Origin of the sequence: Janthinobacterium sp. FW305-128 (genome assembly GCF_020858135.1) — a bacterium.
Classification (GTDB): Bacteria; Pseudomonadota; Gammaproteobacteria; order Burkholderiales; family Burkholderiaceae_D; genus Janthinobacterium.
This window is the reverse complement of record NZ_JACYMK010000001.1, coordinates 638,739-663,569: the sequence shown is the minus strand read 5'-3', so window position 1 is coordinate 663,569 and position 24,831 is coordinate 638,739. Positions and strand designations below refer to the sequence as shown.

General features: G+C 54.4%; 25 protein-coding genes and 1 tRNA gene. 11 read left to right on the top strand and 15 right to left on the bottom strand.

The genetic code is table 11. The features are described from left to right. Positions 1-2: 2 nt before the first annotated feature. The 10 genes from IGS60_RS03055 to IGS60_RS03010 all read right to left on the bottom strand — a co-directional run bounded on the left by IGS60_RS03055 (position 3) and on the right by IGS60_RS03010 (position 10,100). Positions 3-521, bottom strand: coding sequence for a GNAT family N-acetyltransferase (locus tag IGS60_RS03055; protein WP_230502301.1), 519 nt, complete (start codon positions 519-521; stop codon positions 3-5). Continuing rightward, positions 518-2,275, bottom strand: a complete 1,758-nt coding sequence (locus IGS60_RS03050) for a DUF563 domain-containing protein (RefSeq protein WP_230502299.1) — start codon at positions 2,273-2,275, stop codon at positions 518-520. The genes IGS60_RS03055 and IGS60_RS03050 overlap by 4 nt, the downstream gene beginning before the upstream one ends. Next, on the bottom strand, positions 2,268-3,011 hold the full coding sequence (locus IGS60_RS03045) for an ABC transporter ATP-binding protein (RefSeq protein ID WP_230502297.1): 744 nt from the start codon (positions 3,009-3,011) through the stop codon (positions 2,268-2,270). Before IGS60_RS03045 ends, IGS60_RS03050 begins: the two co-directional genes overlap by 8 nt. Positions 3,012-3,016: 5 nt before the next feature. Further along, on the bottom strand, positions 3,017-3,805 hold the full coding sequence (locus IGS60_RS03040; protein WP_230502295.1) for an ABC transporter permease: 789 nt from the start codon (positions 3,803-3,805) through the stop codon (positions 3,017-3,019). Beyond that, complete coding sequence (gene rfbC / locus IGS60_RS03035; protein WP_230502293.1) at positions 3,802-4,347, bottom strand: dTDP-4-dehydrorhamnose 3,5-epimerase; 546 nt, start codon at positions 4,345-4,347, stop codon at positions 3,802-3,804. Before rfbC ends, IGS60_RS03040 begins: the two co-directional genes overlap by 4 nt. Continuing rightward, positions 4,347-5,228 (bottom strand): glucose-1-phosphate thymidylyltransferase RfbA, encoded by an 882-nt coding sequence (gene rfbA / locus IGS60_RS03030; RefSeq protein ID WP_230502291.1) that lies wholly within the window; start codon positions 5,226-5,228, stop codon positions 4,347-4,349. Before rfbA ends, rfbC begins: the two co-directional genes overlap by 1 nt. After that, complete coding sequence (gene rfbD, locus IGS60_RS03025) at positions 5,225-6,121, bottom strand: dTDP-4-dehydrorhamnose reductase (RefSeq protein ID WP_230502289.1); 897 nt, start codon at positions 6,119-6,121, stop codon at positions 5,225-5,227. Before rfbD ends, rfbA begins: the two co-directional genes overlap by 4 nt. Beyond that, positions 6,118-7,176, bottom strand: a complete 1,059-nt coding sequence (gene rfbB, locus IGS60_RS03020; protein WP_230502287.1) for a dTDP-glucose 4,6-dehydratase — start codon at positions 7,174-7,176, stop codon at positions 6,118-6,120. The genes rfbD and rfbB overlap by 4 nt, the downstream gene beginning before the upstream one ends. A 1-nt stretch (position 7,177) precedes the next feature. Continuing rightward, positions 7,178-8,116, bottom strand: coding sequence for a glycosyltransferase family 2 protein (locus tag IGS60_RS03015; RefSeq protein ID WP_230502285.1), 939 nt, complete (start codon positions 8,114-8,116; stop codon positions 7,178-7,180). Between the two features lie 400 nt (positions 8,117-8,516). Next, positions 8,517-10,100, bottom strand: a complete 1,584-nt coding sequence (locus IGS60_RS03010; RefSeq protein ID WP_230502283.1) for a DEAD/DEAH box helicase — start codon at positions 10,098-10,100, stop codon at positions 8,517-8,519. A 362-nt stretch (positions 10,101-10,462) separates the two neighbouring features. Here IGS60_RS03010 and IGS60_RS03005 point away from each other — a divergent pair, with 362 nt between their 5' ends. Continuing rightward, complete coding sequence (locus IGS60_RS03005; RefSeq protein ID WP_070224406.1) at positions 10,463-10,681, top strand: oxidoreductase-like domain-containing protein; 219 nt, start codon at positions 10,463-10,465, stop codon at positions 10,679-10,681. 10 nt (positions 10,682-10,691) lie between these two features. Here IGS60_RS03005 and IGS60_RS03000 read toward each other — a convergent pair whose 3' ends face one another. Then, complete coding sequence (locus tag IGS60_RS03000; RefSeq protein WP_070224356.1) at positions 10,692-12,380, bottom strand: methyl-accepting chemotaxis protein; 1,689 nt, start codon at positions 12,378-12,380, stop codon at positions 10,692-10,694. A gap of 498 nt (positions 12,381-12,878) precedes the next feature. Between IGS60_RS03000 and IGS60_RS02995 the strand changes: the two genes are divergently transcribed. From IGS60_RS02995 to IGS60_RS02975, 5 genes are all read left to right on the top strand, one after another. Continuing rightward, positions 12,879-13,598, top strand: a complete 720-nt coding sequence (locus IGS60_RS02995; RefSeq protein WP_035828139.1) for a Crp/Fnr family transcriptional regulator — start codon at positions 12,879-12,881, stop codon at positions 13,596-13,598. Between the two features lie 179 nt (positions 13,599-13,777). Then, positions 13,778-14,440 (top strand): hypothetical protein, encoded by a 663-nt coding sequence (locus IGS60_RS02990; RefSeq protein ID WP_175444717.1) that lies wholly within the window; start codon positions 13,778-13,780, stop codon positions 14,438-14,440. A gap of 288 nt (positions 14,441-14,728) precedes the next feature. Beyond that, a complete protein-coding gene (locus IGS60_RS02985; protein ID WP_070310528.1) occupies positions 14,729-15,220 on the top strand; it encodes a DUF4265 domain-containing protein in 492 nt (163 codons plus the stop codon). 38 nt (positions 15,221-15,258) lie between these two features. Next, complete coding sequence (locus IGS60_RS02980) at positions 15,259-15,714, top strand: BPSL0067 family protein (RefSeq protein ID WP_230502280.1); 456 nt, start codon at positions 15,259-15,261, stop codon at positions 15,712-15,714. After that, entirely contained in the window at positions 15,711-16,112 is a 402-nt protein-coding gene (locus tag IGS60_RS02975; RefSeq protein ID WP_141749877.1) for an STY0301 family protein, read from the top strand. The genes IGS60_RS02980 and IGS60_RS02975 overlap by 4 nt, the downstream gene beginning before the upstream one ends. A gap of 120 nt (positions 16,113-16,232) precedes the next feature. Here IGS60_RS02975 and IGS60_RS02970 read toward each other — a convergent pair whose 3' ends face one another. Then, entirely contained in the window at positions 16,233-16,958 is a 726-nt protein-coding gene (locus IGS60_RS02970) for a pyridoxine 5'-phosphate synthase (protein ID WP_230502278.1), read from the bottom strand. A gap of 128 nt (positions 16,959-17,086) precedes the next feature. On the opposite strand from IGS60_RS02970, the gene IGS60_RS02965 reads away from it, so the two are divergent. Both IGS60_RS02965 and IGS60_RS02960 read left to right on the top strand, forming a co-directional pair. Further along, positions 17,087-17,800 carry a YjjG family noncanonical pyrimidine nucleotidase gene (locus IGS60_RS02965; RefSeq protein WP_230502277.1) on the top strand — a complete coding sequence of 238 codons (714 nt, stop codon included), beginning with the start codon at positions 17,087-17,089 and terminating at the stop codon, positions 17,798-17,800. A gap of 97 nt (positions 17,801-17,897) precedes the next feature. Next, on the top strand, positions 17,898-18,386 hold the full coding sequence (locus IGS60_RS02960; RefSeq protein ID WP_230502276.1) for a DUF2726 domain-containing protein: 489 nt from the start codon (positions 17,898-17,900) through the stop codon (positions 18,384-18,386). A gap of 15 nt (positions 18,387-18,401) precedes the next feature. Here the strand turns inward: IGS60_RS02960 and IGS60_RS02955 are convergent, their stop codons facing one another. Further along, positions 18,402-18,737 carry an FKBP-type peptidyl-prolyl cis-trans isomerase gene (locus IGS60_RS02955; protein ID WP_230502274.1) on the bottom strand — a complete coding sequence of 112 codons (336 nt, stop codon included), beginning with the start codon at positions 18,735-18,737 and terminating at the stop codon, positions 18,402-18,404. A gap of 242 nt (positions 18,738-18,979) precedes the next feature. Here IGS60_RS02955 and IGS60_RS02950 point away from each other — a divergent pair, with 242 nt between their 5' ends. Genes IGS60_RS02950 through IGS60_RS02940 form a run of 3 tightly spaced genes read left to right on the top strand, consistent with a single transcriptional unit; the run spans position 18,980 to position 22,219 of the window. Further along, complete coding sequence (locus IGS60_RS02950; RefSeq protein ID WP_230502272.1) at positions 18,980-20,101, top strand: PP2C family serine/threonine-protein phosphatase; 1,122 nt, start codon at positions 18,980-18,982, stop codon at positions 20,099-20,101. Continuing rightward, the gene (locus tag IGS60_RS02945; RefSeq protein WP_230502270.1) at positions 20,088-21,140 is read left to right on the top strand and encodes a protein kinase; all 1,053 of its coding nucleotides are present in this window, start codon (positions 20,088-20,090) and stop codon (positions 21,138-21,140) included. The genes IGS60_RS02950 and IGS60_RS02945 overlap by 14 nt, the downstream gene beginning before the upstream one ends. Then, on the top strand, positions 21,137-22,219 hold the full coding sequence (locus IGS60_RS02940) for a serine/threonine-protein kinase (protein ID WP_230502268.1): 1,083 nt from the start codon (positions 21,137-21,139) through the stop codon (positions 22,217-22,219). The genes IGS60_RS02945 and IGS60_RS02940 overlap by 4 nt, the downstream gene beginning before the upstream one ends. 84 nt (positions 22,220-22,303) lie before the next feature. Here the strand turns inward: IGS60_RS02940 and IGS60_RS02935 are convergent. Beyond that, positions 22,304-22,382: transfer RNA gene (locus IGS60_RS02935), tRNA-Ile, on the bottom strand. A 108-nt stretch (positions 22,383-22,490) separates the two neighbouring features. Continuing rightward, positions 22,491-24,731: an RNA polymerase sigma factor RpoD gene (rpoD, locus tag IGS60_RS02930; protein ID WP_230502266.1), complete on the bottom strand. Its 2,241-nt coding sequence runs from the start codon at positions 24,729-24,731 to the stop codon at positions 22,491-22,493. Positions 24,732-24,831 lie beyond the last annotated feature (100 nt).

Here is a 24,831-nt window from a genome sequence, read left to right as displayed (position 1 = left end):
TCCTATGGGATATAGCGCCGATATTTATTTCTAATACTTAAATACTTTTCCATCGGATACTCAAAATAAAAATTCTCCGCATCCTCACTCACAACTACCGCCCCAAACCGGAGATGAAAGTCGACAACGCGCTTGTTCTCTTTTCTCACGTCAAAATGCGATTTCGCATAATGCAAGGAATAGAAAGCAAAATCGTAAAGAAGCAGTGCAGATTCAATCGCAGCATTCGCAGGCGCATCGGCAGAAAGAATCCAGCTGCCCCAGCAAAAACTATCGCCACGAACATCATAAATTCTCACCGTCCCTAGCTGCCGATGCTCCCAATCGCATATGATAAAATAAAAATCAGTCATAGACGATTGATATTTTTCAATAAATTCTTCTTGCTTTTTAATGTCAGAATCTGTTGAATGAAGGTATTTGCTCTTTTGCGCATCGGTACGCAGAGCAAGAATAAATTCGGAATCCGATGATGCTACCTCACGCAAATATACCGTCTTTCCCCGCACGCATGGCTTCATAGGCTCTCATCCTTTTCCAAAGCTAACTTATCTAAGTCGATATGAAAATCAGAATGAATACTTTCCTCTTTCCCATCACTCGCTATATTACCTAATACATAATTTATACGCGCGCCGGCAGCGCTAGCCATATTCTGCCAATACCAATAACTGGTGTCTGGGTATTTGCTGATAAATATAGATATATTAGCATCTTTTTTTGCGAAAATAATATTCGCCAACGCTGCCCCTGATGATCCAACGATGGATTTTGCATTTCTGAACAGGTGAACTTGCTGCTTGAAACTTAATTTTTCTGGCTCTACTATGACATAGCCTCGCGTCACCATCAATTCTTCCAGCGCAGTGGCATTGGCAACTTTCCGTACTCCGGAGTTGCGTCGCAAGAAGACTTTTTCTGGCCATTGCTCTTTCGTATCATCGCTCGTCACACCATATAAGTGATTACGAATCAACTCGATCGCACTCGGGCTAAATTTTCCATGCGAGTGCCCTCGCAACTTTGGATCTCGCCGGTCGAATGGCACGTAACCGGCTACCGACATAAGGTGCAATTCTTTTACCAACAAGGCTTTCCCTGCTGCCACAGTGATAATCTGCCGGTCATTACCAACAACCAAGCGTAACGACTCCATAATATTTTTATGCAACCCATCATTGACTGCAATAGGCACATCCTTAAAACGGGAATCGGCACAATAAACTGCGACACGTGGCAACACTTCTGTCAACCAATGTGCATAATTGGGCGCGCAAGCATCAAAGAAACTGGCGACGACATCAAAAGATACCGGCGCAGCATCAGATACCAGCCACCGGCAACGTTTCGACTTAGGATCAATTAATATTCTCCCATGCAATTCTTCGCTGGTGTAATCGCGTTCGACGTCAAATAAATCATGACAAATCACCTTTCCATCTACCAATACAAGATTGGTATTAGCATATGCTGTAGCATTTTTCAGCACGGTCACAGATAGCGAGGGAAATTCGTACCGCTCGTGGGGGGACTGCAGATATGACTGATCGCATGAAGGCACGACGCGCGGAACCGGAGTATCAACCACGGCCGGTGCAAATAGTTCGTAGCGGGTAAGGTGGTTTATCTTGCCGAAACTGCTTAGCGGTACCAATGGCCGCCACTTGCGCAACTTCCCCTTCCCAAGATGGGTAGCAATATGGTTTATGTAGAATGGATAACCATTACGCCACATCCACAACGCGAGTTGACGCGCCAAAGTAATACGTTTCAGGTGGCGGATATAAATCTGCCCGGCCCAAGAGGCTCGCAGGCGCCCTAGGCTATCTTGGGGACGATTCTCTTCAGCCAGCACTCTATGCTCAACCGCGCCCTCAGCAGTGGTATTCACTGGCGCCTCAGGCAACCAGGACTGCAGTGGATCTGGCGCGGCCGCACCTTCCGCAGACGATGCGGAACCTGCTTCCAGGCCTGCGTGCGCATTGGTTAGGGTAAGCGACGCGATATAGCGCTGTCGAGACAAGAATTGCAACGTATGCCGCACGTATTCCGCCATTGGAATACTCTTTTCCATTTCCATCGCCTGCGCCAGGCTCTCCGCCTGTGCCACCAATGATTGGTGGGCAAGTTCACTCTCCTCTAGCTGCAGCGAAAGGTGACACACCGTTTTCTGCATCATCTCCAGCATTTTATTATGCCGCTCTGCATCGCTATACAACGCGGTTACCATCTCGATTGTTTGCTGAAACGAAGAAGCTAGACCTGGTTTATCCATGTATGCGCCCCGTCAAATATCGTTCGACCACTTCACCAGGTGCACCATCGGCAACCGGTATGCCATGATCCATCCAAATCACACGATTGCATAATGACAAAATCAGATCATGATCATGTGACACCATGATCATGATATTAGCCTTATCTATCAAATTATGCATCCGCTCTTTTGCCTTGTTTACAAAGGCAGCATCACCGCCGGCGAAGACTTCATCGAGTACAAGGATGTCCGGATGCATGGCAGTAGCGAGAGAAAATGCCAGACGCATATACATTCCACTGGAGTAATATTTCACAGGAGTATCAATGAACTCCTCAAGTTCGGCAAAGGCAATAACGCCATCCTCAATTTCTTTTAACTGAGCATTGCTATAACCCAAGATAGAACCATTCAGGTAAATATTCTCCCGGCCAGTAAATTCTGGATGAAAACCGGCACCGATTTCCAAGAGGGGGGCAATCCGACCATTCACACGGATAGATCCGGAGGATGGCTCATAAATCCGGCACAGCGCCTTGAGCAAAGTACTCTTCCCAGCACCGTTATGCCCGACGATACCGATACGTTCGCCAGCATGCATTTTCAGAGAAACGTTCTTCACAGCCCAAAAGTCCGAATAGGCAGACTTCTTATTTCTCCGAAATAGACTGGCAAAAAAGTCCTTCAGTGAAGGCGAACGGTCGTGATAGACACGAAACTTGATCGACAGATTATCAACAATAATATTCGACATTTTGTTCACAGTCTAAAAACGATTTTCTTCTCTTGGAAGAAAAAGAATAGAGATCCCGCGACCAGCGAAGTCATGGTATATGCCAGGCAGACTAAAATTGTGCTCGTCGATGGCAGGCTGGCCGAATATAGAGGAGCACGGAACAATTCAATAAATGGCACTAGCGGATTCCATTTGATGAATTCAGTCAGTTTTCCAGCCAACGCATCGTACTTGTACATCACCGGGGTCAGATAGAACCAGGCCTGCATGACAATCACGATAACGTGCTGCAAGTCCCGAAAAAACACGGTAACTATCGATATGATGAATCCCAGTCCGGCCGCAAACATGAAGAGCAATATATAGGCAACGGGTATGAACAAAATAGCCCAGGACAGCTCTGCCCCGACTGCCATGATAATCAGAAACAGCGCAAAGAAAGACAAGATGCTATCTATCAAGACGCCTAAAGCTACGCTGAGCGGAAAAATTAATTTCGGCAAATAAATCTTCTTAATAAGACCTTCATTATTTATCAGTGAGCCACCAGACTGGCTAACGATCGCACTGAAACAATTCCACGGTATCATGCCGGCAAACAAAAACACCGTATAGCTCTTCAAATCCAATTTGAACAACGTTGAAAACACTACGGCCGTGACGGACATCATCAGCAATGGACTGATCAATGTCCACAGATAACCTAATGCAGTACGACGGTAACGTAAAATCAGCTGCTGACGAACCAATTGCCAAAGAACGGCACGCGCCTTCCCCAGCTCCCCCATGTATTCCACCAATTTGTTACTCATTCATATACCTTGGCATTGGCCAGTGAAATTCCAGCCTGATCTTTAAGCGACAGGATTGGCTGCATATGTAGTTGCCAATCGATATTCAATTCTGGATCATTCCACATAATGCACTGCTCGTGTGCTGGCGCATAATAATTACTCGTCTTGTACAAGCATTCCGCACCATCAGATAGCACATAAAATCCATGAGCAAATCCCGGTGGTATCCATAGCTGTTTTTTATTCTCCGCGCTCAGAATCTCACCAACCCATTTCCCGAACGTAGCCGAATTGCGGCGCAAATCGACAGCAACGTCAAATATCGAGCCCGATGTTACCCGGACCAATTTCCCCTGACTCTGCTCTACCTGATAATGCAGGCCACGCAACACGCCCTTGGCAGAATAGGAATGATTATCCTGCACAAAATTCACACCTTGCCCTATATCCAGCTCAAATTGACGCTGATTAAAACTTTCAAAGAAAAAGCCACGATCGTCACTGTAAAGCTTGGGCTCCAGTAAAATCACATCAGGAATAGTCAGAAGAATTGCATTCATCAGTACACCATTTCATTCAATAGCCGCAACAAATACTGGCCATAACCATTTTTTTTCAATGGCTGCGCCAGTTTCTCCAACTGCGCCGCATCGATCCATTTTTGCCTAAATGCAATTTCCTCAGGGCACGAAACCTTCAGGCCTTGGCGATTTTCTATTGTCGCAATAAATTGGCTGGCGTCCAAAAGAGACTCATGCGTGCCAGTGTCAAGCCATGCGTAGCCGCGGCCCATAATTTCGACATTCAACCGTCCCTGCTCAAGATAAAGCCGATTCAAATCAGTGATTTCCAACTCGCCCCGATGCGAGGGTGAAAGAGTCTTTGCCATTTCCACTACATCATTGTCGTAGAAATACAGACCGGTCACCGCATAATTCGACTTCGGCTGCAAAGGTTTCTCTTCCAACGAAAGGACACGGCACTGCGCATCAAATTCCGCAACCCCATAGCGCTCCGGATCATGCACATGATAGGCAAATACACTGGCGCCCTCTTTTCGCTGCATCGCATTACCAAGCAGATCATGAAAGTCGTGGCCATAGAAAATATTGTCGCCAAGGACCAACGTCGAGTGATCATTTCCGATAAAATCCGCACCGATGATGAATGCCTGCGCCAAGCCATCTGGAGTAGCCTGCACGGCATATTCGAGATTCAAGCCCCACTGCGCGCCATTACCCAGCAATTGTTCAAAGCGGGGAGTGTCCTGAGGGGTAGAAATAATCAAAATATCCCGTATGCCGGCGAGCATCAACGTGCTCAATGGATAGTAAATCATTGGCTTATCGAAAACAGGAAGTAACTGCTTGCTAATCGCCAATGTCGCAGGATGTAGGCGGGTACCAGACCCACCAGCGAGAATAATACCTTTACGTTTCATGTCGATGAGTCCAATTGAAGCAGTTGATCGACGCACCGATCAACATGGTTTTTCCAGTCAGGAAGGGTCAATCCCAAGGCGCCACAAATGGCTTCCGTGTTCATGCGCGAATTTAGTGGACGCTTGGCCGGCAAAGGATAGTCATCCGTAGAGACTGCCCTTACGGCGGACGGGCGCAGACGGGTGCTCCCCCCCTGTGCAAGCATCCGCTCAAGAATATAGCTGGCCAGGCCATGCCACGAGGTCGCTCCCGAGGCGGTCAAATGGTAAGTTCCGGCACTCAGGCGATGCTGAAGCCAGGCGGCTACCGCAAGTGCAGTGACATCGGCAATCAATTCAGCCGATGTCGGAGCACCGATTTGATCCGCTACCACGTCCAGGCTGTCCCGCTCTTGCGCAAGACGCAAAATTGTCTTGATAAAATTTTTCCCATGCGAGGAAATGACCCAGCTGGTTCGCAAGATTATGGCATCGCAGCCACTAGCGCGAATGGCATCTTCGCCTGCACACTTGCTCTTGCCGTAAACATTTTGCGGAGACACCGCATCAGTTTCAGCATAAGGCTCGCCTTTAGCGCCATCAAAGACATAATCAGTGGAATAATGCAACAATCTGGCGCCATAAGCCCTGGCATAATCTGCCAGCACAGCCACAGCTTCGGCATTCACCTTAAATGCCGAAGCAATCTCGACCTCGGCCTTGTCCACAGCCGTATAAGCGGCGGCATTCACCACCAGGTCGGGCTGATACTGCCGCAATTTTGCTTTTAAGCATTCAAGGTCGGCCAGATCCACGTCCGAACGCGACACAGCTAGCAATTCGCCGAGCGGCAATAATGTCCGCCGCAGCTCATGGCCAACTTGACCATTTCGACCAAGCAAAAGTATCTTCATGTGTACTGCTGCTCTACCCAATTACGATAATTACCGCTGGTAACGCTGGCCACCCAATCGTGATGGTCAAGATACCATTGCACCGTTTTACGAATTCCAGTTTCAAACGTCTCGGCCGGCTTCCAACCGAGCTCACGTTCCAGCTTGCTCGCATCGATGGCATAACGGCGGTCATGTCCCGGACGATCCTTGACATACGTAATTTGCGTCTTATAGAGCTGGCCATCCGATCGGGGCTGCAATTCATCCAGTATGTCGCATAACGTATGGACGACTTCCAGGTTGGCCTTTTCATTCCAGCCGCCGACATTATATGTTTCACCGAGTCGACCATCTTCCAGCACGCGACGAATCGCAGAACAATGGTCTTTCACGTACAACCAGTCGCGAATCTGCTGGCCATCACCATATATAGGCAACGCTCTGCCACTTAGCGCATTGTGGATAATCAATGGAATCAGTTTTTCTGGGAAGTGGTATGGCCCGTAGTTATTGGAACAATTTGTCGTCAACACTGGCAGGCCATACGTATGATGATAGGCACGCACCAAATGGTCGCTCGCGGCCTTGCTCGCCGAATACGGGCTATTAGGTTCGTAACGATGTTCTTCATTAAAAGCAGGAGCATCCTTCTCCAAGGAACCATATACTTCGTCGGTAGAGACGTGCAGGAAACGGAAAGCGGCTTTCTCCACCTCAGTTAAAGCGGACCAATATGCGCGCGTCGCTTCGAGCAGGTGAAATGTACCGACAATATTCGTCTGAATAAAGTCTTCGGGGCCGTGGATGGACCGATCCACATGACTCTCGGCGGCGAAATTCAGAATGGCACGAGGACGATATTTCTCCAGCAAGGATGCAATCAACGCTACATCACCAATATCCCCACGAATAAAAACATGGCCCGGATTATCCTTCAGGCCACTTAAATTCGCCAAATTCCCTGCATACGTCAAATTATCCAGATTGATGACAGTCTCTTGTGATTGGGCAAACCAGTCAAGCACAAAATTACTGCCAATAAATCCCGCACCACCCGTTACCAATATGCTCATATTATATTTTATTAAAAATTGCTGCGACGAAAAGGGCTACATTGCCCGTCCAATTTTGCCGACTGATGCCTGACTGCTTCAAGCGCAGCAGGCGCGGAAGTAGCCAAGTGCGCCGGGCCTCTGAAAAATCATCGAGGATCTGTTGATTTTCGCTGGTGAGGTGGCCATGCAGGCGCTGTAGCGCTGCGACATTGCGGTCATTCCAGTCTCTAAACCACCCATTCCAAAGACGCTTCAGGCGGGACATGCGAGCCCCCCAGCCGGCATTCGTGCCAACTAGGTTATCGCCGTGCTGGCGATAACGCAAGGACGGATAGGCATCATAAAATACCTTCCCGCCACAGCCTGCAACGACCATATAGACCCAACAATCATGCGAAATGACGTCGACATCATCGCCAGCCTCCTGCAACAACTTGCGTGCTGCAGCGTTAAATACCATCGTATTACCACCACCGATGCTTTGTATTAATGAATTCGGAAAACTTGGGGCGCGTGTGAACAGCGGCGAATAACCGATATGGTTGTTTCCCTCATCGACCAGACGAGCCCGGGAACAGTACAATGACGGCACTTGCTGGGGCACGGTGGATAGCCACGCCAGAGCTCGCTCCAACTTGTCAGCTTCCCATATATCATCCTGATCGGAGTAAGCATAGTACTCAGCCTCAATATCACTCCTGCACGTTAGCGAGAGAAAATTTGCGGCGAAACCAAGGCCTGGTCCCGGATGAATAGAAAGGCGGCCTTCGCCCCACTTGGCCTGATAAGCTTCCAGAATTGAATGGGTATCATCCTTGGACCCGTCGTCAGAAGCCCACACCTCCCAGTTGGGATATGATTGCGTTGCAAACGAATCGAGCTGATCACAAAGGTAGTGCTGACCGTGATAGGTGCACAAAAGAATCGCGACCTTAGGTTTAACGCGGCTAGACTGCATATGATAAATACCCGAATATTGGCAAGATCAGTATTATTACAACTGTCCGCATATGGGCACAGAGCTTTTATTCACCAATCGCGTTACATTTGATACAAAATGTAACGAAAATGTATCACCTTGAGAAAACTAACCAAAAGTTAGACCCAAACAGCCAACTTCGCCACATTACCTAAAAAAACAAACAGGAAAAAGGGGAAATAAAACAAGCTGAGCAGCTAGTTATTTTATCAATTTGAGAACGACATCCTAATTGTAGCATTCACATTCCTAGCTGGCAATCTGCGCACTATTGAAATGCTCCTACCAAAGCAGGCGAATTCATATGGGATAAAAGCGGAACAGACATGCAGGCTGTCTGGGGAAACGGCACGGCAGTGTTGCATTTCCCCGACAATGATCAACCCTTGGCTAGACCACCCAAGAGAGCTGCCAGTTTCGGCTTCGGTTTCGGCGCAGGGAGATTGTTGCTAGCCACAGGTGCGGCGGCCTTAGCTGGCTCATACGGCCTGAGGAACCACGGATCAACCTTGTCGCGACGCGGCCCTGCAGAGAAGGGACGGCTGGCGCGGTCGGCCGGACGGCTCGCCGAACGCGTCTCGGCGTCGCCCGCGTAGCGGCTCTCGGACGGACGCGCCGGGCGTGCCTCGCCACCTTCGCTGCGGCGTGGCGGACGGCGCTCGCTGTCGCCGCTGCGGGCGGGCGCCGGGTTGAAGCCCGTCAATTCGCCGCGCTTGATGCTTTGCTTGATGAGTTTCTCGATATCGGCCAGCAAGCGCTCGTCCTTATCCGAGTAGATCGAAATGGCGTCGCCCGAGGCGCCGGCGCGGCCCGTGCGGCCGATGCGGTGCACATAATCTTCCGCGTTGTACGGCAAGTCGAAGTTGATGACGCAAGGCAGGTCGGAAATATCCAGGCCGCGCGCCGCCACGTCGGTCGCCACCAGCACGTCGATTTCGCCCTTCTTGAACGCCTCCAGCGCCGCCATGCGTTCCTGCTGGCTCTTGTCGCCGTGAATCGCCGTGGCGCTCATGCCTTCCTGTTCCAGCACGCGGGCCAGGCGCGAGGCGCCGATCTTGGTGTTCGAGAATACGATGACCTGCTTCAGGTCGCGCTGGCGCAGCAGATGGGCGACCAGGGCATGCTTCTGGTCTTCCGTCACCTTGTAGACCACTTGCGTGACCTTGTCGGCCGTCTGGTTGCTGCGCGCCACTTCGATCGTCAGCGGATCGTTGAGGAAGGTGGCGGCCAGTTTCTTGATTTCTGGCGAGAACGTGGCCGAGAACATCAGGTTCTGGCGCTGTTTCGGCAACAAGTTGATGATGCGCTGCAAGTCCGGCAGGAAACCCATGTCCAGCATGCGGTCGGCCTCATCCATGACCAGCATCTGCACCTGGCTCAGGCTGATGTTCTTTTGCTCGATATGGTCGAGCAAGCGGCCCGGCGTGGCGATGACGATTTCCACGCCGCCGCGCAGGATGACGGTTTGCGGCTTCATATCCATGCCGCCGAAGACGACGGTCGAGCGCAGCGGCGTGTGCTTGGCGTAGGCCTTGACGTTTTCGGCCACCTGCACCGCCAGCTCACGCGTCGGCGTGAGGATCAGCGCGCGCACCGGGTGGCGCGCCGGCGACATGCTGCTGCTGGCGTGCGCCATCAGCAACTGGATGATCGGCAAGGAAAAACCGGCCGTCTTGCCGGTGCCCGTTTGCGCGGCGCCCATCACATCGCGGCCTTGCAGCACCACGGGGATCGCTTGTTCCTGGATCGGTGTCGGATGGGTGTAACCCTGGTCGGTCAAGGCGCGCTGGATTTCAGGCGCAAGGCCAAAGTCGGCAAAAGTCAGGCTGGGAGCAGCGGATGCGGCAGGTGCAGGTGCAGGTGCAGGTGCAGGTGCAGGTGCAGGCGCAGGCGCAGCGGCGACGGGCGCCGCTTCAGGGGCAATCGCCGGGCTGGGCGTAGGAGTCGATTCGGTTTCAGACATAAATTTTCTGGTGTGCCTCCGCACTGCGGAAGCCATGCTTTCTCAATAAACAACATTTCGGGGCACAGGCAGCTCCGTCTTGCAAGCCATGGATCATTGTTCTTGCGGCACCTCCGTGCTCCGGGACATGCTGTATGGCGTATGCGGGAGCGTCGAAGAGATGTGCTGCGATGGCGGCGGAGATCGCGCCGGCGGAACATCGCGCGCAGAAGATACAATATCAGTGCTGTAAACGATACCCTAATTCACCGCAACTGTACACGGAAACCGTGATTTTTGAGCAAAAAGCGTTCCAGCAATAGACCTCCGGGATGCCGTATCATGCCGGCTCCGATGCCAGCTCCGCCGTCCCTGCCCTTACCATGCCCACCCCGCCTTTATCCCACGATCCGCAACCGCAGCCGCCCAGCAAACCGGGCAATGACGAGTGCTGCCACAGCGGCTGCACTTTTTGCGTACTGGAAATGTACCAGGAAGACCTGGCCGCCTACGAAGATGCCCTGAGGGCGTGGCAACAGCGCCAGCAAGCCGCTGCCGCGCCCGCCACCCAGAGCGTCAGGAAGCCGCGCAAGCGCGCTTAACTTAATTCAATTAAAAGCTTTCCCACTCATCCACCGGCGCCGCGCGGCGCGCCGTGCTGGCCAGTTGACGCGGCGCCGGTGCCGGCGTCACGGCTGCCGACGCCTTGACAGCCTTGACAGGCGCACGCGGCCGGTTTGCGGCGGCGCTGGCCGCATCGAGCTTGAAGATGCTGACCACCTCGCTCAGGCTGGCGGCCTGCTCCTGCATCGACTCGGCCGCCGCGGCAGCCTCTTCCACCAGGGCCGCATTTTGCTGCGTCACCTGGTCCATCTGGGTGATGGCCTGGTTAACCTGCTCGATACCGGCGCTCTGCTCGCTGCTGGCGGCCGTGATCTCGCTCATGATGTCCGTCACGCGGGTGATGCTGGCAACGATGTCATCCATCGTGCGGCCCGCCTGATCCACCAGTTTCGAGCCCGCCTCGACTTTCTCGACCGAATCGCCGATCAGCACCTTGATATCCTTGGCCGCCGCGGCCGAGCGTTGCGCCAGGTTGCGCACTTCCGTGGCGACGACGGCAAAGCCGCGCCCCTGCTCGCCTGCGCGCGCCGCCTCGACGGCCGCATTCAGGGCCAGGATATTGGTCTGGAAAGCAATCCCGTCGATAACGGCGATGATGTCGACGATCTTGCGCGACGAGGCATTGATCGACGCCATCGTCCCCACCACCTCGCTGACCACCTTGCCGCCCTCGATGGCGATGCTCGACGAGGTCTGCGCCATGGTGTTGGCCTGGCGCGCATTGTCCGCGTTCTGCTTCACGGTCGAGGTCAGCTCTTCCATCGACGAAGCCGTTTCTTCCAGCGAACTGGCCTGCTCTTCCGTGCGCGACGACAAATCCTGGTTGCCGGCCGCGATCTGGCTCGACGCCGTGGCGATGGTATCGGTGCCGCCGCGTACCTGGCCCACCAGGTTTTGCAGGCTGGCATTCATGTCTTTCAGGGCTTGCATCAATTGCCCCGTTTCGTCTTGCGATCGCACAACGATATGCGCCGTCAAGTCGCCAGCCGCCACCCGGCGCGCCACGCCGACGGCCTCGATCAGCGGACGCGCCACGCTGCGCGCCACCCACAGCGCCAGCAGCATGCCGATGATGACGATGCCCGCCACCAAGGCGATCAGGCTGGCGCGCGAGGCCGCATAGGTTGCGTCGGCGCTGGCGCTCGAGCGCACGCCGCCGTCCGTGTTAATCGCCACCAGTTTATCGAGCGCCGCCATCATGTCCGTCATGACCTGGGCCGACGGTCCCACGGCCAGCGCGCGCGCCTCTTCCTTTTTCATCTCGCGCGACAGGCTCAGCATGGTTGCATGCAGGCGCATGAATTCATCGTTGAGCGCCAGGAAGCGCTCAAACACTTCCTTCTCGCCCGGTTCGGAAATCAGGCTGCGGTACTTGTCGGCATCGGCCTTCAGCCTGGCCTGGGTTTCCGTCATGCGCGTTTCGTTCTGCGCCATGTCGGCATCCTGCGCGGCCAGCATGTGCGCCAGTTCCCAGCGGCGGAAATCGCTGACATCGCTGCGCATGGACATGGCCGCCAGCACGCTGGGCATCCAGTTGTCGGACAGGTCCGTCGACGCGGTATTGATGCGCGCCATGGAAAAGATCGCCGACACGCCCAGCGCGGCCGTCAGCAGCAGCACGGCGCCAAACGACAAGATCAGCTTGGTGGCAATTTTCAGATCAAAAAACCATTTCATGCGTTGCGTTCCTTCATTAACAGGTAAACGGGACAAGACAGGCGCGCACCAACACGGCGCAGGTAATGCGGCGGCTCATACCGAAACGCCGGTTAAATTTCCACAAGGCAACATTTTATCACCGACGCACTGCAGCGCAGAGTGGTTTGATCGCGGCATGCGGCCAAAGTTCAGGTGTAGCGGGCAGCGCGCCGCATTTTTGTCCAAACACGGTTGTTTCCAAACGGGAAAATGAAGAGCGGGCGTAGGAGTTGGATGACACGGGGCAATGTTCCTAGCCTACATAAGCACGTCGGCTCATCCGATGCCCGTCATTGCCCCCTGGTTCTATAGTGGATACAAGATTCAGCACAACGCTAGCAAGCCAGAAAAGCAGCGCCATCCAACAAAATCAGAAGACGAGGCCCTACCATGTACAAAGCTTATAGCAACCTGACACCAGCAACGAATAGCCACGCAGCCGCCCAGCACAACTGGCAAGCCGCTCCGGCCACACCCATGATCAGCATCACGGGCGCCCAACAGAACGAATTGCTGCGCGCCTTGTCGCGCGCCGATCTGGAGCGCCTGTTTTGCCAGCTGGAATTGGTCGCTTTGCCTGCCGGCAAGCACCTGTTCGATTGCGGCGGCAAGATTGAATACACGTACTTCCCCACCAACGCCATCGTTTCCCTGCTGTATGTGATGGAAGACGGCGCCACCACCGAGATCGCCGTCATCGGCCGCGAAGGCGTGGCTGGCGTGGTGTTGTACGAAGCCGAGCGCGCCACCTGCACCGCCATCGTGCAGACGGCAGGCTACGGCTACCGCCTGAAAACCGCCTTCCTGCGCGAAGTGTTCAATGAAGGCGGCGCGCTGGCGCAATTGCTGATGCGCTACACCAGCGCCATGTTTGCGCAAATGGCGCAGAACGTGGTGGGCGGCCGTCATTGCAGCATCGAACAAAAACTGTGCCGCTGGCTGCTGGACCGCCTCGACCGTTCCCTGTCGAACGAACTGAAGGTCACGCAAGACACCATGGCCAACATGCTGGGCGTGCGCCGCGAAAGCGTCACCGTCACGGCGCGCAAGCTGCAGGACGAAGGCCTGATCCAGTACCGTCGCGGCACGGTCGAAGTGCTCGACCGCGAAGGCCTGGAAGCGGCCGCCGGCAATTGCTATAAAGCCGCACGCGCCGGTTTCGAACAATTCCGCAGCGGCATCAGCGCACACAATTAAGCCACGTCGCAAGCTGATGCGGCAGGAAAGCAACACCTTGTACCACCATTTGCCACTTCGTCTTGCTTGGCAACAATCCAGCCTCTATTATTCTCGTTGAAATTACCCAATAGAAATTTTAGTTTCAATTGGGTAATTTATCGCGTACATAATTAGACCAACGACTGGAGTCAGTAAGCATGAAACAGCAATACCTGATCGCCGCCCTACTGGCAGGCATGTTCTGCGCAAGCCAAGCCCAGGCAGAAATCGCCATCGCCGCCGACCTGGGTACGACTGGCGTCGGCGCCCACCTGAGCGTGCCGCTGCAATCGAATCTGAATGCCCGTTTTGGCGTCGGCTTCCTGAATTACTCCTACGACTCCAGCACCGAAGACGTCGACTACAAGCTGAAACTCAAACTGCGCACCTTCGACGCCTTGCTCGACTACTTCCCCATGGACGGCGCCTTCCGCGTCAGCGCCGGCGTCGTGTACAACGGCAATAAAATCGATGCCAAAGGCAAGCCGAACAAAAGCGGCAGCTACACATTGAACGGCAACACCTATACGGCGGCCAGCGCTGGCCAGCTGGACGGCACCATCGATTTCCGCAAGGTCGCCCCCTACATCGGCATCGGCTGGGGCAACCCGGTGAAAGAGGCCGGCTGGAGCATTTCCAGCGACATCGGCGTATTGTTCCAGGGTTCGCCGAAAACCTCGCTGCACAATACCGGCTGCGACCCGCTGGTCTGTGCCGCCCTGAAAACGGACGTTGCCGCTGAAAACGAAAAACTGTCCGACAAGGTCAAGGATTTCAAGGCATATCCAGTGCTGCGCATCAGCGCCAGCTACCGCTTCTAAGCTGGGGCCAACCCGCCTGGCATGATATCGAGGCACGCTGCGGCGTGCCTTTTGCATATTCCGTGTTCTTGAAACGCCGCAGGCCAAGCATTGCGACAAGGGCGCATAACTGGCACTTCGAACCGCACAGGCCACATAAACAACCACCTGCCGGCACGGCATTCCCGATTGCGTCTCCCCGTCTGCACTGTTGCATACCCCGCCAGCAAACACCTAGCCGGTACAATATTGCCATATACCCCTACCTGGCGCCCTGCGGCGCATTGCGCCGGCACTATGAAAGAATAAATGGAAGACATCAATTGCGAAGGCTTGCCACATATCCGCGTACTGGCAGGCGAAAACACCAGCGGTCCCGTGTATGAAACCCTGCCCGCGCGCCAAATCGACGAACACGTCTACGAACTGCTGGCCTCGCCCGGCCTGACCCTGAACCTGGCGCGCGGCGACATTGTCAGCATCGCCGACCCGCTCGCCCCCGCCGAAGTCTTAAAGCGCGGCGGCAACTTCTGCATCCAGATCTACGCCGACGATGTGCCGCAAGCAGCAGTGGACCAGCTCGAACGCGACGTGCAAAGCCAGCTGGGCGGCACCCTGGACGGCCAACACAAGGGCAACCTCACCTTCAGCGTGCCGGGACACCACGGCATCTACAACGTCAACGGTCCCTTCGACGCCTTCCGCGAGGCAACGGGCGTGGAATGGTACTTCGCCAATATCTACGTCAACCTCGATGACGACGATGATGAAACCTTGCTCAACTGGTGGGTGGATATGTAAGGTTGTCCGTGCACCAGACGGGCCCATGACACATGTCAATGTTCTGTATTGCTCTGGCACACATCAAGCTGCTTGCCCGCGCCTTGCATACGCTCTCCCTATCGTCAGCCACAGAGAGCAACGCTATGCCCTACATTGCGCGTGCCGATTATGCGAAGCAAAAAGAGTTCGTGGGAAATGGCGAGTGCGTTACCCTGGTCAGGCACCTCACCGGCGCCCGTGCCTCATCGCTTTGGCGCGAAGGAGACAAGGTGCCGGATCTGCTGGAACAAGGCGGTATCGCGAAAGGTACAGTGATTGCCAACTTCGTCAACGGCCGCTATCAGAGTCTGCGGCAGGGCAATCATGCGGCGCTGTTCATCCGCCAGGTGCCTGGCGGCATAGAAATTTTCGACCAGTGGCGTAACCACAAGCCCAGCGCCCGCGTGATCTACTTCGGCCGTTCGGCGGCGGGGGCATCGAATCGTCCCGAACTCTATTCGGTAGTGGAATGAAGCCGCTCGCACTGTTGGTATTGGCCATCGCTGCCGCAGCGATGCGGCCAGCTGCCGCGGCCCCCATTGCATCCGTGTCTTGCCCGCAAGCGCCTCCCTCAAGCTGGAACCTGCCAGCCGCCAGGCTCGACAGCGTACGCGTGCTGTCCTATCCGGCGGATCAGCCGCCAGCAGCTGGCGAAGCGTTGCCTATCCTGGCCCCGGACAAGGAATGGACACGCAACGGCACCTTGCATCAACGCTGGGACATCAATTTTGATGCACCCGAGTATCTGTTTCAGGTGGACTGCCTGTATGCCGGTACCGAACGCTACCTGCGCATGGCTTTGCCAGGCGTCAAACAGTGCGTTGCAGCCATTACACAGCAAACGAAAATAGTCAGTTTTCAGTGCAAATAGTGCGCTCAATACCACTCCTCAAGCCACTCCCCGCAGTTGCGTCAAACATGCAAAAATCCATTCAGAAATGACTGGTAAGCAAGGTCAGCAAGCGGCAAGCGCGTTCGATGTGCGGCAGCCCTACGATTGACATATCTCAAGGTAGCGTCCCAGCACCTTGTCCATGCCTTGCTCGATGCACTCGACCACCAGCGCGTGGCCGATCGACACCTCCAGGATGCCGGGAATGTCCAGGAAGCGCGCCAGGTTATGCAAATCGAGGTCGTGCCCCGCATTCACGCCCAGGTCCAGCGCCTGTGCCCGCCGCGCCGCCTGCAGATACGTGTCAAACACGGCCTCGGCCTGCCCGCCGCCATAACTCTCGGCAAACCGTTCCGTGTACAGCTCGACCCGCGCCGCGCCCACCTCGCGCGCCCATTCCAGCGCCGGATAGTCGGCATCGACGAACAGGCTGACGCGGATGCCCAGGTCGTTCAATTCCCCAATAACGGGGCGCAACAGCGCCGCATGCCGTTCGATGTCCCAGCCGTGATCGGACGTCAGCTGGCCCGGCATATCGGGCACCAGGGTGCATTGCGCCGGGCGCGCGTCTTTCACGACCTGCAGGAATTCCGCCGCAGGATAGCCCTCCACATTCAGCTCGCGTCCCCGTTCCGCGCACAGGCGCTGCAAAGCGGCAACATCATCGTAGCGCGCATGGCGCTGGTCCGGGCGCGGGTGCAAGGTAATGCCGGCGGCGCCCAGGTCGAGAAAGCGCGCGGAAAACGCGAGCAGGTCCGGGAAATTGCGGCCGCGCGAATTGCGCAGCAGGGCGATTTTATTGACGTTGACGGAGAGCTGGGTCATGAAAGGAATGAAGTGAAAGTGACGGGTCCGGCAGCGATTGTAGCGGATCGCCCGCGCAGGGCACGGCCAACCGAACTCAGCGCTACGTGCTACGATGCAAGACAAGTTCCACGCTTTCAATACATACCATGACCTACCAGCTATTCCTGTTTGACCTCGACGATACCCTGCTCGACTTCCGCGCGTCCGAAAAACGCTCGTTTCTGCACACCATGCACGAACTGGGCTTGCGCGACGGCATCGACGCGCTGTTTACCCAGTACCAGGCGATCAACGTCGACCTGTGGAAACGTTTCGAAACAGGTGAGGTGAGCAAGGATTTCCTGAAGGTGGAACGCTTCCGCAAGACGTTTGCGCTGAACGGCATCGCCATCGACCCGGAACTGGCCAGCCGTTTGTATCTGGAATCGCTGCCGGACACGGTCGTGCTCATCGATGGCGCCAAACAAGTGTGCGAAACACTGTCGCGCATCGGCGAAGTGGGCATCATCACCAACGGCGTCGAATCCATCCAGAACCGCCGCATCGCCGCCTCCGGCCTGAGCGACTACATCTCCTTCGTCGCCACATCCGAAGCGTGCGGCCACGCCAAGCCAGACGTGCGCTTCTTCGAATACGCGGCCAACATGGCGCGCGCATTCAACAAGGAAACGACCATCATCATCGGCGACCGGCTAGACGCCGACATCCTGGGCGCCAACCGCTACGGCATAGCCAGCTGCTGGTTCAACCCCGACAACATGGCCAACACCTCGGCCGCCATCCCCACCTGTGAAGTCGCCAGCCTGCACGAGATCGCGCCGCTGCTGGGCATGTTGCAGGTCAAGCTGAAGCAGGCTTGATCTTCCACAAGCGCACCACCTGAAATACGCTGGCGGCGGCACGAAAACACGCCGCTGTTCGCGTACCATCAGGGCTCGTCCATTCTGGTACCAGCCCATGCCTTCCTACACCGTCCTGATCGCCATCGCGGCAGTGATCCTGTTCCTTGCCATGCTGGCCACGCGCCAGGCTGCGAAATCTCGCAGGCCGCTGCGTCTGCAAAGAAAACCCGTCATGACAACACGCGAACAGCAGATGTACCACCTGCTGCAAACGGCCTTGCCGGAATGCACGGTGCTGGCGCAAGTGGCGTTTTCCGCACTGGTGACGGCGCAGGGACGGGCAAACAGAAACCGTTTCGACCGCAAGGTGGCCGATTTTGTCCTGTGCAGCCAGCAACTGAACGTCATCGCAGTGATCGAACTCGACGACCGCAGCCACGCCGGCCGCGAACGCCAGGACAAGGAACGCGACGCCATGCTCAGGCTGGCCGGTTACGTGACCTTGCGCTATGCCAACTTCCCCACCCAGCAGGCGCTACATGCCGATGTCGAGCAACTACTCACGCAACAAGCCGGAGCGAAGGCAAGCGCCCTGCCCGCCTGATTGCGCGTCAAGCGATCAATCGCGCGTCAGCACTTCCAGCAACTCAATCTCGAAGATCAAATTGGAATGCGGCGGAATCAAACCCACCTGCCGCTCGCCATACGCCAGATGCGCCGGCACCCACAACTTGCGCGTGCCACCGACCTGCATGCCGTGCAAACCCAGAATCCAGCCCTGAATGACCTTGTTATTGCTCAACACACAGCGAAAAGACTCGCCCCGCTTGTGCGACGAGTCGAATTCCGTGCCATCTTCCAGCCAGCCCCGGTAATGCGCCGTGACCAGCGCGCCACGCGCCGCCGCCTTGCCATCGCCCACCACGATATCGTCAATCTTCACTTCCGCCGTCATCTCGTTTCACCCTTGAGAAATATCAATGCCGCGATTGTACGACAGCACGAAAAAAGCCCCGGCAGTGGCCCGCCCAGACTTCACTCATTTTTGCTAAATTCTGGTAGGCTAAGATACTAAGTAAGCTCGACATCGTTAATTGCATTGTGGCAGTATTGGATAGAGAAAATACCTATCGGCTTAAGTTAGATGAGTATAGTTTCTGTGGCAGTCAACTCCACACAACTCACCGAAAGCCCAGCATGTTGCTGGGGATAACGCTCAGAATAGACACATTACAGTTCAATATGCTCAATTATCGAATTGCTCGCTGGCTGCGTCTTAACGCCAAAGGCAAAACTACAAGTACTTATCAGGAGGGTGCTGTTGTACTCGCCACTGATACGGGTACATCCCGCTCAGAAAACCAAGATCGAGTCGCAATGATGCGCGTGAGCTCATCACCTAACACATCCCCGTTTTCGGTGGTAGCACTAACAGATGGAATGGGTGGCATGAGCGACGGTGGTGAGTGCGCCACTATAGGCTTAGCTGCCTTTTTTAACTCCATCGTGAAACTACGCAATACCAACCCAAGCGAGATGTTACGCCTTGCCTCCTTAGAGGCCAACCAAGCGGTCTTCAACTTGGCAAAAGGTTATGGTGGGGCAACTCTTTCAGCCGTGTACATTTCCCCAGATTCTTCGGCAATAACGCTCAATATTGGCGATAGCAGAATTTACGGGTGGCACGCTGATGAAGGCTCGAACGACATAACCAGATTGACCGTTGATGACAACCTTCAAGAGGCCGTAGGTGGGACAGGCACCGAGCTGTTACAGTTCTGTGGGATGGGGCCAGGGCTCAGGCCTCATGTTGGTATTGTACCTAAAGCAATCCAGAAATTAGCCATCACTTCGGACGGTGTGCATTTCATTAGTAATCACGTGTTCAATGATATTTTATTCAACACAGGACAACTAGCCGACATATCCAAGCAACTGTTAACCTATGCACGCTGGAGAGGGTCGCCTGACAATGCCAGTCTAGCCTTAATCGATATAAAAGATCTGAAAAATGATCTGCGATATGAGGAGTCAGGAATCAATCTTACTGACTCTTTCAACATGCTTGAGGTTGCATGGATACGATCGGAAATGGTTGAGCAAATACCTTCGCAAGCATCGTCACCTGCCCCTGACACTCAACTTCCCGCTGAGCCCCCCCAACCCGTAGTGGCTGGAAAAAAGAAGAGCAGGAAATCTGCCTCAAACAAAAAAGACAAACCCAAGATAAGCAATGATGATAATCAGTTTTCAATCCAGCTAGATACTTCCTCAATAGCCGAAGAGTCGACAGCAAAGAGCCACAATGAATCCAACTGAACGCTATCAAAACACTGGAAGTGCCACCGGCGGCGGCATGGGCGATATTTCCATATATCTTGACTCGCATTTGAATCGAAATGTTGTTGTCAAGACGCTAAAGCCCGGCCAAGACGATAGACGGCTAATTGATGAACGAAAAGCGTTATTAAGGCTACGTTCAAAACATGTAGTGCAATTATTTGACTTATTGGAGATTGATAACGCGGGTACTACGCAGAGAGCACTGGTACTAGAATTCATAGATGGCAAGGATCTTGCCGCCGGAACTTTTAAAGGCGACCCAACGCATTTAAACGTGATATGGCAAATCGCCTGCGGACTTCTTGCCATTCATCAAGAAAATATTATCCATCGCGACATTAAACCAAACAACATCAGGGTAGATAATGATGGAGTTGTGAAAATCCTAGACTTCGGTCTGGCACGGTCGGTGGGCGAGGATGCTCATACTCGTAGCCCGATTGGTACACCAGGATTCATGGCTCCCGAACTTTGGAAATCATCAAATATCAGTTTTGATCAGGCTATTGACGTTTATGCTTTTGCCGTTACTGCGCTGATGCTTACTCAGGAAGATCTTCCCGATGAACTTGCCAGTTGGCCCCCTCTGCCAATGCCTGCGGGTAAGCTTGCCAAGTTAATGCCAAACACGCCTCCAGATGTCGTGCAATTGCTTCAAGAAAGTTTGCGATCAGATCCGAAAACACGCCCCACAATTGCTACCATTGAAGGATCAATTAGAAAACACCTCCTGAAAGATCGACACCGGGCATTTCTTGTTCTCGGCAAGGATACGCATGAAATCCATAGTGGCTCACGAACTGCAACAGTTTCGAGTGGAAACAGAGGGTCGCTTGGCATCAAATACGATGGCTTGGTGTTTTCGGTAACAAGCATTGATGGCGCAGTATTGTTAAATAATTCCCCCGTTAAAATCGCGGATGAATTGCCGGCTTGCTGCGTAATTACTTTCGGAGTATATCCAGACAGGACTTTTGTAACTTTCGATGTCTCCAATCCAGAGGTTATATCATGATCAAGATCGGCACACTCATTGCTCAGCGGTACGAAGTGATTAAACACGCTGGTAATGGTGGTATGCAATATGTATATCGCGCACGTGATACGCTGCTGGATATTGATGTCGCACTTAAGACCCCGCAACCTGGGCAACAAACCAAGGGGTTCAAATTAAGCGCCCAGATTGCTGCACGAATCAATCATCATGACGTTGCAAAAACCTTAGACTATTTCCAGATTGACGGCATCGACTACCTAGTCGAGGAGTTTATTGAAGGAGAAAATCTAGAGCAAAAACTTGCCTATTTTCAGTTTTTGGACCCCCATTTAGCGGCACGAGTCTTGCATCATCTTGCAAAAGGACTTGCAGCATCACATCGTGTGGGTGTTATTCATCGCGACCTCAAACCAAGTAACGTTATGGTCTCTGGAGGTGTCAACTTACACCATCTGAAAATTACAGACTTTGGCATTGCAACCTTAACCAAAGAATTTTTTGACGACGCTGCTCAAGCAGGTGATCTGACAAAATCTAATTCAGGCACGATTAAAGGTGCAATACCCTATATGGCACCAGAAATGATGTTCAGAAAAGCAGGTGAAAAGATTACAGAAGCCACTGATATTTGGTCGCTTGGGGCGATGATGTTCCGCTTACTTACCGGCGAATATCCATTTGGAGTCTTCTTGGACGCAGCAGTGAATGTGAAGACCAAAAATCGAGTGCCTTGGCCCGGTTTCATGACATCCAATCGTCAATTGACACCCCTGGCATTGCAATTACAAGCGCTTGTAGAAAAGTGTCTTAGTTACAACCCTAATGACCGACCGACAGCATCCGAAATTTCAAAACAATGCCAGGATCTCTGCTACTTGTCTGTTGAACGGGAAATAGGCACTGTCCAGAATTTAATTCAAAACAACTATAGCGGTTTTGCACAAGGTCCGACGGAAAAGGTATTCTTCAGTATGGATAGTGTTTATGGGCCTAACCGACCGAACCCGACATCACACAACAAAATTTGCTATTCAAGTTTCGCAGGCCACCCGAAGCGTCGTGCCCATCCAATATTGCTGCTCCGTCAGGATGTATAACGACAAGGCATGATTGTAAGTAGTGCCTTTGATAAATTTATTAAAAAAAAGCCAACCCCTCAGGGTTGGCTTTTTTTGATTATGTGGTGGGCCTCCCGTGAGTCGAACACGGCACCAACGGATTATGAGTCCGCTGCTCTAACCAAGCATGAGCTAGAGGCCCGGGGACTGCGGCTTGGCGGCGCTGTTGATGCCCGCCTCGCGCGGCCGTTTTGGAAACGGACACGCGAGGATAGGGGTATCAGGGGCGTACGTCAAGCCCTATTGGCTTCTAGTTGCCTTCCAAGAAGCTTTTCAGCTTGTCGGAGCGCGATGGGTGGCGCAGCTTGCGTAGCGCCTTGGCTTCGATCTGGCGGATGCGCTCGCGCGTCACGTCAAATTGCTTGCCCACTTCTTCCAGCGTGTGGTCGGTGGACATTTCGATGCCGAAACGCATGCGCAGCACTTTGGCTTCGCGTGGCGTCAGGGAATCGAGCACGTCCTTGACCACGCCCCGCATGGACGCGTGCAGCGCTGCGTCGGCCGGGGCCAGGGTGTTGTTGTCCTCGATGAAGTCGCCCAGGTGGGAATCGTCGTCGTCGCCGATCGGCGTTTCCATTGAGATCGGTTCCTTGGCGATTTTCATGATCTTGCGGATCTTGTCCTCGGGCATCTCCATCTTGATCGCCAAGGTGGCCGGATCGGGTTCCGCGCCCGTTTCCTGCAGGATCTGACGCGAGATACGGTTCATCTTGTTGATCGTTTCGATCATGTGCACGGGAATGCGGATCGTGCGCGCCTGGTCGGCGATCGAGCGGGTAATCGCCTGGCGGATCCACCAGGTCGCATACGTCGAGAACTTGTAGCCGCGGCGGTATTCGAACTTGTCGACGGCCTTCATCAGGCCGATGTTGCCTTCCTGGATCAAATCGAGGAATTGCAGGCCGCGGTTCGTGTATTTCTTGGCGATCGAAATAACCAGGCGCAAGTTGGCCTCCGTCATTTCGCGCTTGGCCTTGCGCGCCTTCATTTCACCGGCCGCCATCTGGCGGTTGATGTTGCGCAAGTCCGGCAGCGGCAGCACGACGCGCGCCTGCAGGTCGATCAGGCGCTGCTGCAGTTCCTTGACGGTCGGAATGTTGCGGCCCAGGATGGCGCTGTACGCGTGTCCTGCGTTGACTTCGCCATCGACCCAGTCCAGGTTGGTTTCATTGCCCGGGAAGACCTTGATGAAGTGGGCGCGCGGCATGCCGCAGCGGTTCACGGCCACGTCGAGAATCTGCTTCTCGATATGGCGCACTTCGTCGACCTGGCCGCGCAGGGTGTCGCACAGCTTTTCCACGACCTTGGCCGTGAAGCGGATACCCAGCAACTCTTGCGAAATGGCTTCCTGCGCCTTGGCGTACGGCTTCGAGTTGTAGCCTTCCTTCTCGAAGGCGCGGCGCATCTTGTCGAATTGCTGCGAAATGACGGCGAATTTTTCCAGCGCCGTGCGTTTCAGGGTTTCCAGCTGTTCGGCGGAGAAGCCGGCGGCGCCCGAAGCGCTCGCTTCTTCCTCTTCTTCCTCTTCCTGTTCTTCCGCTTCGCCTTCTTCCTCGTCTTCTTCGACGGGAGCGGACACGACAGGAGCGGCGGCGACCGGTTCGTTTTCATCGACGAGGCCGTCGACGATTTCGTCGATCTTGATCTCTTCGTTGGCGATGCGGTCGGCGGCGGCGATGATTTCGGCGATCGTCACGGGACAGGCGGAAATGGCCTGGATCATGTCTTTCAAGCCATCTTCGATGCGCTTGGCAATCTCGATCTCGCCTTCGCGCGTCAACAGCTCGACCGAGCCCATTTCGCGCATGTACATGCGCACGGGGTCGGTGGTGCGGCCGAAATCGGAATCAACGGTCGACAATGCGGCCTCGGCCGCCGCTTCCGCCTCGTCGTCGCTGGTGACGACGGCAACGTTATCAGACAGCAACAACGTTTCCGCATCGGGCGCGTGCTCGTAGACGGCGATGCCCATGTCATTGAAGGTACCGATGATGCCTTCGATGGCTTCTGGATCGACGATGTTTTCGGGCAAGTGATCGTTGATTTCCGCATACGTGAGGAAACCGCGTTCCTTGCCGAACTTGATCAGGGTCTTGAGTTTCTGGCGCCGGCGCTCGAGTTCTTCCTCGCTCGCTTCCGTGTCGGACGAGAAGGCGTCCTTCAGCAGCGCGCGCTCTTTCGCCTTGCGGTCCTTGGCCTTGGCCTTGTCGACGGCCTTCAGTTCGGCCCGCTCGACGGCGTTCAGGGCGGCGACTTCATCATTTTCTGGCTGGAATTCTTTTGGCTTGCGGCCGCGGCGGCCTGGCACTTTTACCGACGGCAAGACATAACCGGACGTATCGATGGCCGCCAGGGTGGCGGCGTCGGTGGTCTGGCTGACCACGGGCGCGCTGGTCACGCGCGCTTCTGGCCGGTCGAGCGCCTTTTCGGCTTTCGTGGTAACTTTAGTGGGCTTTGCAGCCGCTTTGGATTCGGGTTTCTTGATTGGCACAGGCGCTTTCGATTACACAACGACTTGCTTTACGGTGGATTAGGATAAAGTTTGCTGCCAGTTCCCTGTCTACCTGCGGGAACCACCATCTTCGAACCTG